General features: G+C 62.2%; 17 protein-coding genes. 4 read left to right on the forward strand and 13 right to left on the reverse strand.

All coding sequences use genetic code 11. The annotated features are described in order from the left end of the window. Positions 1-246 precede the first annotated feature (246 nt). The 5 genes from pip to cysS form a co-directional block, all read right to left on the reverse strand. On the reverse strand, positions 247-1,206 hold the full coding sequence (gene pip / locus AC1DIJ_RS28650; RefSeq protein ID WP_112390840.1) for a prolyl aminopeptidase: 960 nt from the start codon (positions 1,204-1,206) through the stop codon (positions 247-249). Further along, positions 1,203-1,679: a GFA family protein gene (locus AC1DIJ_RS28655; protein WP_112390841.1), complete on the reverse strand. Its 477-nt coding sequence runs from the start codon at positions 1,677-1,679 to the stop codon at positions 1,203-1,205. Before AC1DIJ_RS28655 ends, pip begins: the two co-directional genes overlap by 4 nt. Further along, positions 1,676-2,164, reverse strand: coding sequence for a GFA family protein (locus AC1DIJ_RS28660; RefSeq protein WP_477831725.1), 489 nt, complete (start codon positions 2,162-2,164; stop codon positions 1,676-1,678). Before AC1DIJ_RS28660 ends, AC1DIJ_RS28655 begins: the two co-directional genes overlap by 4 nt. Next, entirely contained in the window at positions 2,161-2,637 is a 477-nt protein-coding gene (locus AC1DIJ_RS28665) for a GFA family protein (protein WP_477831726.1), read from the reverse strand. Before AC1DIJ_RS28665 ends, AC1DIJ_RS28660 begins: the two co-directional genes overlap by 4 nt. A gap of 205 nt (positions 2,638-2,842) precedes the next feature. Then, positions 2,843-4,219 carry a cysteine--tRNA ligase gene (cysS, locus tag AC1DIJ_RS28670; RefSeq protein WP_112390844.1) on the reverse strand — a complete coding sequence of 459 codons (1,377 nt, stop codon included), beginning with the start codon at positions 4,217-4,219 and terminating at the stop codon, positions 2,843-2,845. 340 nt (positions 4,220-4,559) lie between these two features. Between cysS and AC1DIJ_RS28675 the strand changes: the two genes are divergently transcribed. Then, positions 4,560-5,294, forward strand: coding sequence for a glycoside hydrolase family 25 protein (locus AC1DIJ_RS28675; protein WP_112390886.1), 735 nt, complete (start codon positions 4,560-4,562; stop codon positions 5,292-5,294). Between the two features lies 1 nt (position 5,295). On the opposite strand, the gene AC1DIJ_RS28680 is transcribed toward AC1DIJ_RS28675, so the two are convergent. From AC1DIJ_RS28680 to radA, 4 genes are all read right to left on the reverse strand, one after another. Further along, the gene (locus AC1DIJ_RS28680; protein WP_112390845.1) at positions 5,296-6,036 is read right to left on the reverse strand and encodes an SDR family NAD(P)-dependent oxidoreductase; all 741 of its coding nucleotides are present in this window, start codon (positions 6,034-6,036) and stop codon (positions 5,296-5,298) included. Positions 6,037-6,241: 205 nt separating this feature from the next. Next, positions 6,242-7,732: an amidophosphoribosyltransferase gene (gene purF / locus AC1DIJ_RS28685; protein ID WP_112390847.1), complete on the reverse strand. Its 1,491-nt coding sequence runs from the start codon at positions 7,730-7,732 to the stop codon at positions 6,242-6,244. A gap of 173 nt (positions 7,733-7,905) precedes the next feature. Next, positions 7,906-8,535: a CvpA family protein gene (locus AC1DIJ_RS28690; RefSeq protein WP_112390848.1), complete on the reverse strand. Its 630-nt coding sequence runs from the start codon at positions 8,533-8,535 to the stop codon at positions 7,906-7,908. A gap of 94 nt (positions 8,536-8,629) precedes the next feature. Beyond that, complete coding sequence (gene radA, locus AC1DIJ_RS28695; RefSeq protein WP_112390849.1) at positions 8,630-10,033, reverse strand: DNA repair protein RadA; 1,404 nt, start codon at positions 10,031-10,033, stop codon at positions 8,630-8,632. A 247-nt stretch (positions 10,034-10,280) separates the two neighbouring features. Between radA and AC1DIJ_RS28700 the strand changes: the two genes are divergently transcribed. Then, positions 10,281-10,970 (forward strand): PDZ domain-containing protein, encoded by a 690-nt coding sequence (locus AC1DIJ_RS28700; RefSeq protein ID WP_112390850.1) that lies wholly within the window; start codon positions 10,281-10,283, stop codon positions 10,968-10,970. A gap of 173 nt (positions 10,971-11,143) precedes the next feature. Continuing rightward, on the forward strand, positions 11,144-11,779 hold the full coding sequence (locus tag AC1DIJ_RS28705; RefSeq protein WP_112390851.1) for a LysE family translocator: 636 nt from the start codon (positions 11,144-11,146) through the stop codon (positions 11,777-11,779). Between the two features lie 6 nt (positions 11,780-11,785). Here AC1DIJ_RS28705 and alr read toward each other — a convergent pair whose 3' ends face one another. The 4 genes from alr to AC1DIJ_RS28725 all read right to left on the reverse strand — a co-directional run bounded on the left by alr (position 11,786) and on the right by AC1DIJ_RS28725 (position 15,249). Next, positions 11,786-12,949, reverse strand: a complete 1,164-nt coding sequence (alr, locus tag AC1DIJ_RS28710) for an alanine racemase (RefSeq protein ID WP_112390852.1) — start codon at positions 12,947-12,949, stop codon at positions 11,786-11,788. A 104-nt stretch (positions 12,950-13,053) separates the two neighbouring features. Beyond that, complete coding sequence (locus AC1DIJ_RS28715) at positions 13,054-13,416, reverse strand: HVO_A0114 family putative DNA-binding protein (RefSeq protein ID WP_112390853.1); 363 nt, start codon at positions 13,414-13,416, stop codon at positions 13,054-13,056. Next, positions 13,413-13,703 carry a toxin-antitoxin system TumE family protein gene (locus AC1DIJ_RS28720; RefSeq protein ID WP_477831727.1) on the reverse strand — a complete coding sequence of 97 codons (291 nt, stop codon included), beginning with the start codon at positions 13,701-13,703 and terminating at the stop codon, positions 13,413-13,415. Before AC1DIJ_RS28720 ends, AC1DIJ_RS28715 begins: the two co-directional genes overlap by 4 nt. 49 nt (positions 13,704-13,752) lie before the next feature. After that, entirely contained in the window at positions 13,753-15,249 is a 1,497-nt protein-coding gene (locus AC1DIJ_RS28725) for a replicative DNA helicase (protein ID WP_112390888.1), read from the reverse strand. A 323-nt stretch (positions 15,250-15,572) separates the two neighbouring features. Here AC1DIJ_RS28725 and AC1DIJ_RS28730 point away from each other — a divergent pair, with 323 nt between their 5' ends. Further along, positions 15,573-16,016 carry a MarR family transcriptional regulator gene (locus AC1DIJ_RS28730; RefSeq protein WP_112390854.1) on the forward strand — a complete coding sequence of 148 codons (444 nt, stop codon included), beginning with the start codon at positions 15,573-15,575 and terminating at the stop codon, positions 16,014-16,016. Positions 16,017-16,022 lie beyond the last annotated feature (6 nt).

Below are 16,022 nucleotides of genomic sequence, written 5' to 3' on the forward strand. Positions count from 1 at the left end.
GTCTCTCAGGCCTCGATATGACCCTGGTCGTCTTCATGCTCACCGGCCTCGTGGTTCGAGACGGCCCCTTGGGGCCTCCTCACCATGAGGGTTGATCGTTGTGCCACCCGGCTCTGTATCCACGGCGGCGCGAGCCTCCATCCTCATCCTGAGAAGCTTAAGGTCCTCGAAATGAGGCGCCCGGCCGGCTCTCTCCATCCTCATCCTGAGGTGCCCGAAGGGCCTCGAAGGACGAGGATGGCCACCTCACACCTTCCCCGCAAACCTGTCCGTCGCCCGGATCAGCTGATCCAGTATCCCTGGCTCCGAAAACGCATGTCCCGCGCCCTCGACCAGATGAAACTCCGCCTTCGGCCAGGCCTTATGCAGCTGCCAGGCATATTTGGCCGGGCAGGGCATGTCGTAGCGGCCATGGACGATGACGCCCGGAATGTCCTTCAGCTTGTGCGCATCGCGCAGCAGCTGCCCTTCGTCCATCCACCCGGCATTGACGAAGAAATGGTTCTCGATGCGGGCGAAGGCATAGGCGAACTCGGCCTCCTCGAACTTGCCGCTGGTCGATTTCTCCGGCAGCAGGGTGATCGTCTCGCCCTCCCAGATGCTCCAGGCATGCGCCGCCTCGAGCGCCACGGCCCGGTCCGAACCGGTGAGGCGGCGGTTATAGGCCTGCATCATCTCGTGGCGCTCTTCCGGCGGGATCGGCGCGATAAAGCGCTCCCACTTGTCCGGGAACATCTCGGAGACGCCGAACTGATAATACCAGTCGAGCTCCGCCCTGGTCAGCGTATAGATGCAGCGCACGATCAGTTCCGAAACGTGTTCCGGGTGCTTTTCGGCATAGGCGAGCGCCAGTGTCGAGCCCCAGGAGCCGCCGAAGACCTGCCATTTGTCGACGCCGGCCATCTCGCGCAGCCGTTCGATATCGGCAACGAGATCCCAGGTGGTGTTGGCCTCGAGGTTCGCATGCGGCGTGGACTTGCCGCAGCCGCGCTGGTCGAACAGCGTCACGTCGTAGAGCTTGGGATCGAAGAGGCGGCGATGGACCGGCGAGAAGCCGCCGCCCGGGCCGCCATGCAGGAAGACGGCCGGCTTGGCGCCCGGCGTGCCCGAGCGCTCCCAGTAGATCCTGTGGCCGTCACCGACATCGAGATGGCCCGACGCATAGGCCTCGATTTCGGGATAGAGCGTCCGCAACACTTCGGTCATGCCTTGAAGCCTTTCGCCGGCCAGTTTTCGGTATCGTGATCGGGATGCTGGAAGGAGATGATCGCCTCCTGCCGCGCGTAGAAATCCGGATCCGTGTGAACCGACGCATCGAAGATTTTCTCGATCCAGGGAAGCCGGGCGTCGTGGTTCACCTGGACCTGCGGCTGCAGATCGTCCCGCTCGTCGAAACTGCCGATCGCCAGCTCCAGACCGCCCGGATGCCGGTAGGTCATCGGCGTGCCGCAATCGCTGCAGAAGCCGCGCTCGATATTGATCGACGACTGGAAATAGCTGATCTCGCCGCGCGTCCATTCGATGCCGTCCTCGGGCGCCGTCACCAGCGCCGAGAAGAAGCCGCCGAACTGCTTCTGGCACATCCGGCAATGGCAGATCGACGGGCGGCCGAGCTTGCCGGAGATGCGGAAACGGATCGCGCCGCACTGGCAGCCGCCCGTTCGAATGGGTTCACTCATCTTGATTCTCCAGGGGGCAAATGATCGGTGTCGTGGTCGGGATGCTGGTGATTGCTGGATGCGATCGCGTCTTCGCGCTCGCTGCTTTCGGGTTCCGGCTCGACGGGCAGGGCGTCAAGCTCATGCGACCAGCGCATCTTGCTCGCCATGTTCGACTGCGCGACCGGCTTGACGGATTGCGGATCGTCGAGTGAGCCGAGTGTAAGGTTGATGAACTCTGCGCCCGGAACATCGTAGAACAGCGGCGTACCGCACTCGCCGCAAAAGCCGCGGCGCACGAGATCGGATGAATGAAACCATTTCGGTTCACCGCGCGTGATGTCGAAATCAGAACGCATGACACCGGCGAGCGGCAGCGAATAGTTTCCGGCTGCCTTCTGGCACATGCGGCAATGGCAGACATGCGGATAGCCGAGCTCGCCGGTAGTGCGGTAGCGCACCGCGCCGCACTGGCACCCGCCGCTCTGGACCAGCGCTTCGCTCACGATCGGCCCTCCTGCGACCAGACCTGCGTATCGTGATCCGGGTGCTGGTAGGAGACGATCTCGTTGATGAACTCCGCCGCCTCGAGGTCGTCCTCGGTGCGGATGCCCGGCAGGTCATGCAGCCGGTCGGTAAAGGGAAGCTTGGCTTCGATGCCGTACTGAACGGTCGGCGGGAGCGCGGCCGGATCGTCGAAGGYGCCAGCCGCGATCGCCAAGCCGTCCGGCGCCTCGTAGGTCAGCGGCGTACCGCAATCGCCGCAGAAGCCGCGCCAGGCGAAGTTGGAAGACTTGAAGCGTTTGCGCTCCCCGCGCGTCCAGGTGAGCTCGGCGCCACGGGCAGAGACCAGCGGCGCGTAATAGCCGCCCGACGCCTTTTGGCACATGCGGCAATGGCAGATCGACGAATGCGTCAGCTCGCCTTCCACCCGGAAGCGAACGGCACCGCACTGGCATCCGCCGGTGTAGACTGTCATTGCATCGTCCTCCGCGATCCCAGGCCCTGAAAAAAGACCCCTCCCGACCTTCCCCACGAGGGGGAGGGCTTACTTGTGGCACCGCTTGCAGACATCGTCATCGCATCGGCGCAATTTGAAAGGTGAGAACCAGGCGAGGCGAGCGCTAAGCCCCTCCCCCTTGTGGGGAGGGGCTGGGGAGGGGACTTGGCCAAGACCCATGATCTCACCGCTTCAACTCCCAGGTCGTCACACGTTCGCCGCTCACCGCATCTTTGCCGTCCTTCAGCTGCACGCCTTCCGCCAGCAGTTCGTCACGCAGCTTGTCCGCCTCGGCGAAATTCTTCGCCTTCAACAGCTCAAGCCGCGCCGCGACGCGCCGGTCGATGTCGAGGGCGACGGCCTCGTCCACCTCGGTCTTCTCCGGCAAAACGCCGAGCAGCGCCGCACTGGCCGCAAACACCGAGGGATCACCGCCTTGCGCCAGCGCATGCAGCGCCTGCACCGCGGCGACCGTGTTGAGGTCATCTGCCAGCGCCGCCAGCACCGCTGCATCTGGCTCGGCATTTCCGGCATCAACCGCCGGCCACTTTGCCAGCAGACGCTCCGCTTCCTCGAGCCGCTTGATCGAGAAATCGATCGGCTCGCGGTAATGCGTCATCAGCATCGCCAGCCGCAGAACTTCACCCGGCCATGTCCGACCGCCGAATTTTTCGGTGTGCAGCAGCTCATAGATGGTGACGAAATTGCCTTCGGATTTCGACATCTTGCGGCCTTCGACCTGCAGGAAGCCGTTATGCATCCAGACATTCGCCATCACCTCGGTGCCGTGGGCGCAGCGCGACTGGGCGATCTCGTTTTCATGGTGCGGGAAGATCAGGTCCAGCCCGCCGCCGTGAATGTCGAAGACCTCGCCGACATAGCGCTGGCTCATCGCCGAGCACTCGATATGCCAGCCCGGACGGCCGCGGCCCCAGGGGCTCTCCCAGCCGGGTTCGTTATGCGACGAGAGCTTCCAGAGCACGAAGTCACCGGGGTTCTTCTTGTGGGCATCGACGGCGATGCGCGCGCCCGCCTGCTGTTCGTCGAGATTGCGCTTCGAGAGCTGGCCGTAATCCCGCATCGAGCGGGTGTCGAACAGCACTTCGCCCTCGGCCTGATAGGCGTGGCCATTGGCCAGCAGCTTCTCGATGATCTCGATCATCCCGCCGATATTCTCGGTCGCCCGCGGCTGATGCGTCGGCTCCAGGCAGCCGAGCGCCCTGGCATCGTCGAGAAACTGCGTCTCGGTCTTTTCGGTGACGCGGCGGATCGCCTCGTTCAGGGGCAGGCCGGGATAATCGCGCAAAGCGCGGGCGTTGATCTTGTCATCGACGTCGGTGATGTTGCGCGCATAGACGACCTTGTCGGCGCCATAGACATGCCGCAGCAGCCGGAACAGCACGTCGAAGACGATGACCGGGCGGGCATTGCCGATATGGGCGAAATCATAGACGGTCGGGCCGCAGACATACATGCGGACATTGTCGCGATCGATCGGCGCAAACACCGTCTTTTCGCGCGTCAGCGTGTTGTACAGTCGAAGTTCAGCCGAACCGGCCATGTCTTGTTCTCCCAATGCAATGTTCCGAAAAATGCCACCACCGGCGGGCCGGGGCGTTTATCTCTTTGCGTATTTGGGAGACGAAAACGGCCAGGCCAGCGAGCGCGCTAGCGAATAATCTTCCGGCAGTTAATGCAGATAACCGTTTTCATGGCGCGTTTTATGGCGCGGGAACGGGCATTGGTCAAGTGGGGGTGAGGCCCGGTGCGGCAAAGCCGCTGCGATCGATCCCGTGAATCGATCGCAGGGCCGAATGCCCGAAGCGCCAAGCGAAGGGCAGGGCATCAATGCGTGCCATTTCCATGCTATCACCGCAACTGAAACAGATGAGATCAATCCCGTGCGCCGCGTCTTCCGCCTGCTCATCACCGCCATCATCCTGACGGTTGTCGCCGCCGGCGCCTATCTGGCATACGATCGGGCCATGACGCCATTCTCGCCGCCATCACTTGCCGACTATCCGATCCAGGGCATCGATATCAGCCACCATCAGGGCGACATCGACTGGGCTAGGCTGAAGGGTCAGCCCAACATCCGCTTCGTCATCATGAAAGCGACCGAAGGCGGGGATCATCGCGACCGGAAATTCGCAGACAATTGGCGGGCGGCCAAAGACGCCGGCATCATCCGCGGCGCCTATCACTTCTTCACCTTCTGCCGCCCGGGCGCAGAGCAGGCGGATAACGTGCTCGCCACCATCCCCGCCGATGCTGATGCCCTGCCGCTGGCGCTCGACCTCGAATTCACCGGCAATTGCGGCAAGGTGCCGACGCTGGACGAACTCAGCGCCGAGCTATCGGCCTTCTACACGCGCCTCGGCACCCGCTATCCCGGCCGGCCGCTGTTCTACATGAACGAAAGTTTCTTCGAGCAATATTTCGCCGGCAACGAAAACCGCTTTCCGCCACACGACCTCTGGATCCGCAGCATCGCACACCGGCCGGATTGCAGCCGCTGGTCGCTCTGGCAATTCGCCGATGATGGGACGGTGGAAGGCATCGAGGGCGCGGTCGATCTCAACGCGCTATGCCCGGAGAGCGGGCTGGCGCCGTATTTTTCCGGGCCGTCGGGCTAGCTCACGACGGCAGGTGGTAATCGACCAGCTTGTTTTCGCGGACGATGAACAGCTTGCCGGTTTCGGTCACATCGGGGCCGGTGAGCGGCAGGATCGCCTTGGCGACTTCCGACGGATGCGGCAGGCTAGCCGGGTCTTCGCCGGGAACGGCCTGGGCGCGCATGGCGGTGCGGGTGGCGCCCGGATCGACGCTGGTGATGCGCAGCGGCGTCGACTGGCTTTCACCGGCCCAGGTGCGGGCCAGTGCTTCGACGGCAGCCTTGGAGGCGGAGTACGGGCCCCAGAACGGGCGACACTTGTGGGCGGCGGCCGAGGACAGGATGACGGCGCGGCCGGCTTCGGCGCGCGTCAGCAGCGGATCGACGGAGCGGATCAGCCGCCAGGTCGCGTTGACATTGATGTTCATGACCTTCTCGAAGGTCTTCGCCTCGACATGGCCGATCGGCGAGATGACGCCGAGCACGCCGGCATTGGCGACGAGAATGTCGAGCTTGCCCCAGCGTTCGAAGATCGAGCCGCCGAGGCGGTCGATGGCGTCCATGTCGGCAAGATCGAAGGGCACCAGCGTGGCGCTGCCGCCCACGGCCTTGATCGCATCGTCGAGATCCTCGAGGCCGCCGACAGTGCGGGCGCAGGCAATCACATGCGCACCGGCCTTGGCGAGTTCGAGCGCGGTGAAGTAGCCGATGCCGCGCGAAGCGCCGGTCACGAGTGCGATCTTGCCGGTCAAATCAATCGTCATAGGTCCGTCCTGAAGCCGCATCGGGCGGCTATTTCATCATCGAATTCTTGGGATGGGTACAGGCGGCTGCCTCGCTTCCCTCATCCCTGTGCTTGTCACAGGGATCCAGCGCGCGCAAGTCCTTGCGCGCTTGAGAGTCTTTCACGGCGCAGACGCGCCGTGACTGGATTCCTGTGACAAGCACAGGAATGAGGATGAGATCGTATTACCCGTTGGTCGCCAGCAGCGAGACCTTGCGGCCTACCGTCTCGCCATCCTTGTCGAGCAGGCGGGTCGGGTAGTCGCCGGTGAAATAGTGGTCGGTGAACTGCGGGCGGGCGTTGTTGCGGTCTTCGCCGCCGACGGCGCGGTAGAGGCCGTTGATCGACAGGAACTGCAGAGAATCGGCGCCGATATATTTGCACATCGCTTCCAGGCTCTCGTACTGGTTGGCGAGCAGCTTGTCGCGATCCGGCGTGTCGATGCCATAGAAGTCGGGATAGTAGATCATCGGGCTGGCGACGCGCAGATGCACTTCCTTGGCGCCGGCATCGCGGATCATCTGCACGATCTTCAGCGATGTCGTGCCACGCACGACCGAGTCGTCGACGAGTACGACGCGCTTGCCCTCGATCATCGCCCGGTTGGCGGAATGCTTCAGCTTGACGCCGAAGGCGCGGATCTGCTGCGTCGGCTCGATGAAGGTACGGCCGACATAATGGTTGCGGATGATGCCGTATTCGAAGGGAATACCGCTCTCCTGCGCATAGCCGAGTGCCGCCGGCGTGCCGCCATCGGGAACGGGGACGACGACGTCGGCTTCGACGGGCGCTTCCTTGGCGAGGTTGATGCCCATGTTTTTGCGGGCAACATAGACGCTGCGGCCGCTGACGACCGAATCCGGACGGGCGAAATAGACATATTCGAACAGGCAGAGGCGCTCCGGCTGGCCGTTACCGGCCTTGCGGGCGTCGATGGTGATCGAGCCGTCCGGCTGGATCTCACAGATGATGACTTCGCCATTCTCGACGTCGCGGATGAACTTTGCGCCGATGATATCCAGCGCACAGGTTTCGGATGCGAAGATCGGCTTGCCGTCGAGCTCGCCCATCACCAGCGGGCGGATGCCGGTGGGGTCGCGGGCCGCGATCAGCTTGGTGCGGGTGATCGCCACCATCGAATAGCCGCCTTCCATCTGGCGGATGGCGTCGATGAAGCGGTCGGCGGTCGAGGTGTAGCGCGAGCGGGCGATGAGGTGGAGAACGACTTCGGTATCGGAGGTCGCCTGGAAGATGGCGCCACCGGCGATCAGCTGGCGGCGAAGGGTCAGGCCGTTGGTGAAGTTGCCGTTATGGGCAATGGCGATGCCGCCGACTTCGAGTTCGGCAAATAGCGGCTGCACGTTGCGCAGCGCCACTTCGCCCGTCGTCGAATAGCGGTTGTGACCAATCGAGATATTGCCGGGCAGGCGGGCCAGCGTCGTCGGGTTGGTATAGTGGTCGCCGACCAGACCCATATGCCGTTCCGAGTGGAAGCGCAGTCCGTCGAAGGAGACGATACCGGCGGCTTCCTGCCCGCGGTGCTGGAGGGCGTGAAGCCCAAGCGCCGTCAGCGTTGCCGCATCGGGATGGCCGAGAATACCGAAGACGCCGCACTCTTCGTGGAGCGTATCCCCGTCGAGTTCGTCATTGAGCGTCAGGGAATAGGACTGGTTCATCGATGCGGGCCTTTGCTCTCACAAGAATGGATCGGCTTTTCCATAGCATGACGCCGTGATCATGCGTTTTAAACGGCTGAGGCCCGGCAGAGCGGTTGCCCGGCCGGACCTTTACTGTACGTCCCGCTCAAATGGCAATTGCCATTGCGCAGGTCAAGCTGTTGAACACTGTGTCAATTCGACTGCGGTTGCGCAGGGGCTGCGGGTGCGGCCGGTGCTGCATCGTCCGCCGGCGCCTGATCGGCGGCCGGTGCATTGGCGTTGCCCGTATTTTCGCTCGGCGGAAGAACCTTGTCCATCACGCTCGTGCGTACCATTTGGGCGAATTCTTCCGGCAGGACCGATTGCAGCTTCACGACCATCGAGTCGAGGAACGGCTTGGACTTGGCGTTGTTGACCCAGCCCGGACGGTGATCGGCATCGACAAGCCAGTTCCAGAAGGCGACGGCAACGACGAGCAGCAGTATGCCGCGTGCAGCACCGAAGAGGAAGCCCAAAGTACGATCAAGCGCGCCGATGCGGCTGTCGATGATGAAGTCGGCAATCTTCATGGTGATGAAGGAGATGACGATCAGCGCGATCAGGAACACGACGGCGGCCGAGCCGACGATCGCGATGCGGTCGTCATCGGTGTACTTCTTCGCGTAGGGCACCAGGTAGTGGTAGAGGTAGTAGGCTGCGGCAGCCGAGCCACCCCAGCTTGCGATCGACAGGACCTCGCGGGAAAAACCGCGGACCATCGCCAATACGGCGGAGAAGAGTACGACGCCGATGACAATACCGTCGAAAATCGTAATGGGCATATAAATTCAACTCCAGGGCCCTTACGTTTCCGCAAGCGGGCCGCGCCTCATTCGTGTGCATCCTATATCACTACCGTTTGCGGCAATGAAAGGATCAACCGTCGTCTTCCACACGTCGTAGCGCACCCTTCGATCCGGCGATGCGCGCGACCAGGTCCGGCAGGCTCTCTATCTCGTTCCAGCGTCCGCCCGTGCCCTTCGGCAGATCGGCGGTCGCTGTTGGAAGCAGCGCTGCAGAAAATCCCAGCTTCTCGGCTTCTTTGAGGCGCTGGGCGGTGTGCGCAACCGGTCGGACGGCCCCCGACAGACTGACTTCGCCGAAATAGACGCAATCGGCCGGGAGAGCAATACCGGCAAGCGAGGAAACAAGGGCCGATGCGACTGCCAGATCGGCTGCCGGCTCGGAGATCCGGTAGCCGCCGGCGATGTTCAGATAGACGTCGTGCTGGCCGAGCTTCACGCCGCAATGGGCTTCGAGCACCGCAAGGATCATCGAAAGCCTGGCCGAGTCCCATCCGACGATGGCGCGGCGCGGCGTGCCGAGCGAGGTAGGCGCCACCAGCGCCTGCACCTCGACGAGGATCGGCCGCGTGCCTTCCATGCCGGCAAACACCGCCGCCCCCGGCGATTTTTCGTTGCGTTCGCCGAGGAACAGCTCTGAAGGGTTGGCAACTTCGCGCAGGCCCTTGTCGGACATTTCGAAGACGCCGATCTCGTCGGTCGGTCCGAAGCGGTTCTTGACCGTGCGCAGGATGCGGTAGTGATGGCCGCGATCGCCCTCGAAATAGAGGACGGCATCGACCATGTGTTCGACGACGCGCGGTCCGGCGATCTGGCCGTCCTTGGTGACATGGCCGACGAGCACCATAGCGGCACCCGTCTGCTTGGCGAAACGGATCATCGCCTGAACGCCGGTTCTGACCTGGGTGACGGTGCCCGGCGCCGATTCCGCCAGGTCGCTCCAGAGCGTCTGGATGGAATCGATGATCACCAGATCGGGGCGCTTGCCCTCGGCAAGCGTCGCGAGGATGTCCTCGACATTGGTTTCGGCAGCCAGCATCACGGCGGTATCGGCCGCGTTCAGCCGCTGGGCGCGCAGGCGCACCTGGGCGACGGCTTCTTCGCCCGAGACATAGATGATCTTGTGTCCACGGCGCGACAATGCCGCCGCCGCCTGCATCAGCAGCGTCGACTTGCCGATACCGGGGTCGCCGCCGACGAGCACCGCCGAGCCGCGCACGAAGCCGCCGCCGAGCGCCCGGTCGAGTTCGGAGATGCCGGTATGGATGCGCGGCGCTTCCTCGATCTCGCCCGAAAGCGCGGTGAGGGCAACGGGACGCCCCTTCTTCGGCGTTTTGGCCGGTCCGCCGCCGATGCCGCCCATCGGATCTTCCTCGACGATGGTATTCCACTCGCCGCAGCCTTCGCACTTTCCGGCCCAGCGGTTATGAACCGTGCCGCAGTTTTGGCAGGTGAATTGAGTTCTGGCCTTCGCCATCAGGTTGGACTTTCAATTCTGGAGTTGGCGCCGCCATCCGGTCGCGGATGATTCGCTCTTTCATCCATATGTCGGTCCGTTCGGCGCCCGACGCAACAGGCGATAGGCATGCGGTCAGAGCAGCACACGTGCATGCGACTTTAGTTTAATGATCTGCTGATCTATTGGCGAATTATTAAGCCGAGAGGGCCATTTATAGCACGCGGAGTCCGGCATCGGCCGGCTCGTGTCTATGGTGGAGATTGACTTGAGAAAATCATACCTTGCTGTTCGCGCGCTTGTCATTGCCGCGAACATCGCTTCGCCGCTCGCAATATATCCCGCAGCCGCTGCAACGCCCCCTGCAGACGGATTGCCGAAACCCTCGATCTCCAAGGCGCTTGATGCGCTTCTGCTGCCGGTCAACAAGGCCGTCGTCAAGAAGTTCAAGCTCGCCAAGGGAGAGCATGGCGTTCTGGTATTATCCGTAAAGCCGGGTGGCATTGCCGACAAGCAAGGGATCAAGCCGGGCGACGTTCTTTCCGAGGTCCATGGCCATAAGGTTCATAAGCCAGTCGACGTCGATGTCGCGGTTCGTCGCGATCTGAAGGCAGGTCATTCGGATGTCGCGCTTTCGCTGGAGCGCGATGGCGCGGTGGTCGCGGTTGCCGCCGTCATCACGATGGAATCCTACAGCGAAGCCGTATCGGTAACCGAGGTTTCGAGCTGGGAAAGCGACACTTCCGATGCGTCGTTCTCCTATTCGGAATACGTGTCCGAAGAATCGGAGACCATCGAGTCCTCCTACGAGAGCGAGGAGAGTGTTGTCGAAGAAGCGATGACGCAGGAAGAGTCGGCCACGGACGACGAGTCCAGTGCGGATGATGCCAGCGACGCCGATGACGGCGGCGACGACGATTCTGGCGATGATGGAGACGGCGGCTCGGACGAAGAGTAATCCAGAACTGAATTCGGGGTGGCCGCACGAGAGCGCGGCCACCTATTTCCCGCCGCCTCCGCCGTCAACCGGCGCTCCCTCAATTGAGGCTGGCGGCACCAATCAAAACTAATGATTTTCCTATCATCGGCCGCGGTGGCAGGTTGCAATGCTCATTTTATGGAACATTGCTCATGCTCGATTATTCGCTCGCCCATTGGATTACTTTCCTGACAGCCGCCGTTCTTTTGAACCTGTCGCCAGGGCCTGATATGGCCTTCATCCTCGGCCATACGATCAAGAGCGGCACGCGCGCCGGTTTTTCTGCCGTCTTCGGCGTCTGGAGCGGCGCCTTCATGCATGTGCTGTTTGCCGCCTTCGGCCTGTCGGCGGTGCTGGCCGCATCGGCTTTTGCCTTTTCGGCGGTCAAGTGGGTCGGCGCCGGCTATCTGGTCTGGCTCGGCATTCAGGCTCTGCGGTCGGGCGGCGAGGGGGGCTTCATCAAGGCGGCGGCGGAAACGATGAGCTGGCACCGGATCTACCGGCAGGGCGTGCTGGTCTCGCTGCTCAATCCGAAGGTGGCGATCTTCTTCCTCGCCTTCCTGCCGCAATTCGTCGTCGAAGGCGCTGGCCCGGTCTGGCTACAGCTTGCCGTCCATGGCGTTCTGATCATCGCGGTGGCGATGCTCATCGAGCCGCCGTTGATCCTTGCTGGCGGAAAGCTCGCCGAACTCGTCAAGGGCAATCGCAAGATCGGCCTGTGGCTCGATCGCGGGCTCGGCGCGCTCTTGGTGGCGCTCGGCGTCCGCCTGGCGCTCACCACCCGCTAAGCGCGCCTATTCCTCGTCGGCGACGTATTTCCGTTCGTGGCGCAGACCAACGCTGGTCAGCATCTCGTAGCCGATCGTGCCGGCGGCGCGCGCCGCGTCATCGACGGGAATATTCTTGCCGAACAGCTCGATATAGTCTCCGGCGCGGATCAGATTGTCGGGCAGGTCGGTGACGTCGAAGATCGTCAGGTCCATGGTGATCCGCCCGGCAACGGGCACCGTGTATCCTTCGAAGAAGCCCTGGCCGCCCTGCGGTAGCGCATTGCGCAGCGGCACGCCGCCGCTCGACTGGCTGCGCATGTAGCCATCCGCATAACCGGCGGCGACAATCGCCAGTCGGCTGTCGCGGGTGAGTTTCAGTGCTCGCCCGTAGCTGACGCTCTCTCCGGCGCGCACGGTGCGCACCTGGATCACCCGCGCTTCGGCGGTGGCGACCGGACGCATCGGGTTTGCCATGCCGTTGACCGCCTCGCCGCCATAAAGCGCGATGCCGGGGCGGGTCAGGTCGAAGTGGTAGTTGTCGCCGAGGAAGATGCCGGCGGAAGCCGCCAGGCTTGAATCGATACCTTCATAGGCGGCGGTAACCTTGCGGAATGATTCAAGCTGCTGCTTGTTCATCGGCGAAAGCTGATCATCGCCGCAGGCAAGATGGCTCATGACGAGGACGGGCGCAAAGCTTGCCGGACGCGACACGTCGTCGGCCAGCGCCAGGGCTTCATCGATGTGGAGCCCAAGCCGGTTGAAGCCGGTATCGACATGCAGCGCGCAGGGATAATCGCCATATTCCGACAGCACCGCCATCCAGAAGGCAAGCTGCTCCTCGGAGGAGATCACGGGCACCAGATCGTTTTCGAAAAAGCGCCGCTCGGTGCCCGGCCAGATGCCCGACAGCACGAAAATGCGGGCCTCCGGCGCATAGAGCCTGAGCGTCACGCCCTCATCGACGGTCGCCACGAAGAAGTCGCGCGCACCGGCCATGTAAAGCGTCTCACCGGCATCCTCGATCCCCATGCCATAGGCGTCCGCCTTGACGACAGCAGATGCCCGCGCCTTGCCGGACCGCCGCGCCATGTCCTGCCAGTTCTGGGCAAGCGCGGAGAGATCCACCGTCAGCCGCAGACCGGCGGATTCAAAATGATCGTCTTCAAAGGCATCGGAAATATCGGTCATCGCACACATCAAAAAAGAAAGGCCGGAGAGGAGTCTCCGGCCAGTCTAAAGCGCATGACGTCAGAGGGGAAGCCCGGCGCTGCATTGCAGCAATGTCGTCCCCGTCAGGCGACGCTGCGTAGGTCGAAATCCGCGTGGATGACGTCATAGGGTACATGGATGCGGCCTTCGTCATTAAGTTCGACGAGACCCCACTCGATGAGAGGTGCGGTGTCGTCGTGAACCCGTTTGACATCGCGGGAGAGCGCGGAGGCGAGGGCGCGATAGGTTGAAGGTCCGAGTTTCTGCAGTGTCTCGATCAGCGTCCAGCGCTTGGGCGTCAAGACGCCGAACAACTGTTCAGGGGAGGCGAAGCTGAAGACATGTTCCTGTTCTTCGCCGGTCTCCCACGCGGCGGCAAATCCCTCCAGCGCATCGTGCAGAGCCGTTTCGTCGTTCCGTTGAATTCGGATGATGGCGGTGGTCATTGGCGGCGTTGCCTCCTGATCTCTACATCTCGAAGAAAGTCAGCGATCAGTTTCCTAATCGTGGTGAAGTCATAGGGCTCTTCGTGGTCTTTGAGATGCTTGTGGTCGCCTTTGCCTCTTTCGTTGTCGTAGCCGACGACACGTTTGCCCGGATATCCATAAAACAGGCTGTATTTGTAGCTATGCTGACTTCCCAGCAAAGGCTGAGGCAATTTCCAGATCACAATCTCGACGATTGCACCATCCGACAGCATCGTTTTCGAACGCCGAAGCAATTGAGCCCTCATGTTGGCGATTGTGCCAACATGAGGGCTCAGTGTCAAATTACGGCGAAGATCAATGCTCTTCGTACTGTGTGAACGAAGGCTCGGCGAGGTCGGCGAAGCGGGTGAACTCCGACTGGAAGGCGAGCTTGACGGTGCCGGTCGGTCCGTGGCGCTGCTTTGCGATGATGACGTCGGCCGTGCCCTTGACCTTGTCGAACAGCGCTTCCCATTCCGCGTATTTCGGATCGGCGGGATCGCGGGGCTCGAGGTTCTTCACGTAATACTCTTCGCGGAACACGAAGAGCACGACGTCGGCGTCCTGCTCGATCGAGCCCGATTCGCGAAGGTCGGAGAGCTGCGGGCGCTTGTCGTCGCGGCTTTCGACCTGACGCGACAGCTGCGACAGCGCCACGATCGGAACATTGAGTTCCTTGCCGAGCGCCTTCAGACCCGTGGTGATCTGGGTGATTTCCTGAACGCGGTTTTCGCCCGATTTGCCGGAGCCGGTCATCAGCTGGATATAGTCCACCACCAGGCAATCGAGGCCGCGCTGGCGCTTCAGGCGGCGGGCGCGGGCCGATAGCTGGGCGATCGAGATACCACCGGTCTGGTCGATATAGAGCGGCACCTTCTGCATCATCATCGAGCAGGCGACGAGCTTTTCGAAATCGGCGTCATTGATGTCACCGCGGCGGATCTTCGAGGAGGAGACTTCCGTCTGCTCTGAGATGATACGGGTGGCGAGCTGTTCGGACGACATTTCGAGCGAGTAGAAACCGACGACGCCGCCGTTCTTCGCCTTGAAGCTTCCGTCCGCCTGCACTTCGCCTTCATAGGCGGCGGCGATGTTATAGGCGATGTTGGTGGCGAGCGAGGTCTTGCCCATACCCGGACGTCCGGCGAGCACGATCAAGTCGGAGCGCTGCAACCCGCCCATCTTGCCGTCGAGCGAATGGATGCCGGTGGAGATGCCGGACAGACCGCCGTCACGCTCCTTGGCGACGGCGGCCATGTCGATCGCCAGCGCCACGGCGTCGTTGAACGACTGGAAGCCGCCGTCGTAGCGGCCGTTTTCGGCCAGTTCGAACAGCCGGCGCTCGGTGTCTTCGATCTGCGCCTGCGGCGGCATGTCGAGCGGCGCGTCATAGGCGATGTTGACGACATCCTCGCCGATGGTGATCAGCGCCCGGCGCAGCGCAAGATCATAGATGGCGCGGCCATAGTCTTCGGCATTGATGATGGTGACGGCTTCGCGGGCGAGGCGGGCCAGATATTCCGACACCGTCATGTCGCCGACCTTCTCGTCGGCCTTCAGGAAGGTCTTGATCGTCACCGGGTTTGCGATCTTGCCCATGCGGATGATGTCGCCCGCGACCTCGAAGATCTTGCGGTGCAGCGGCTCGTAGAGATGGATCGGCTTGAGGAAGTCGGACACCCGGTAATAGGCGTCGTTGTTCATCAGGATCGCCCCCAGAAGCGCCTGCTCCGCCTCGATATTGTTGGGGGCTTCGCGGTAATGCTGCTCGGCAGGAGCAACGGCGGCAATCTTTCGCGCTGCGTCGTTCATCGTCATCCGTTCTGTCGTTTCTATCCCGGATTTGAAGACAGCCACCCGCAAATGCAAGTGCATGGCTGCAACAGCGCCTGCCGGTCGTCAAAATCCATTGCGCTTTGCACGTTGTTCGACTTGTCCACAGCGGCTTCGGGCCTGTGGACAAAATATGCTATCGTGTCACCTTGGGGACACGGCAGGAAGACTGCGACTCAGGCGCCTATTCCATAGCGGTCATTTTACCCGCAAGCGCCTGGAGTTAGCACTTGAAAAAATACAAATTTTGATTTAGATAGTAGTAATATAATTAGTGCACTAACAAAAATGGACTGGAATCTATGGCGAATAAGTTGCTTGGCCGCGAACTGATCGAAGATATCGCTGCCTTCACCCGCAAGCTGAGAGCGACTTTCGACGCCAAGGTGAGGGAGCGCAACATGACGCTGCCGCGCGCCCGGGTGTTCTTCAATCTCAACAAGAAGGACGGCATCAACCAGCGCGAGCTCGCCGACCGGCTGGAGCTGGAGACCCCGACGCTGGTGCGCATTCTCGATGCGATGGAAGGGCAGGGCTATGTCGAGCGACGCGTCGCCGGCTCGGATCGGCGCGCCAAGGAAATCTACATGACGGATTCCGGGCGGGTGGTTGCCGGCGAAGTCGAGGCGCTGGCCGAGGATATTCGCGGCCAGATCATCTCCGGTATTCCCGAAAGCGATCTCCGGACTACCTTGAATGTTATCCGCGCGATGCAGGCAAACCTGGCGGCCGTTCGCGGGCAATGAGGATGC

It is taken from the genome of Rhizobium sp. 10N427 (assembly GCF_056394605.1).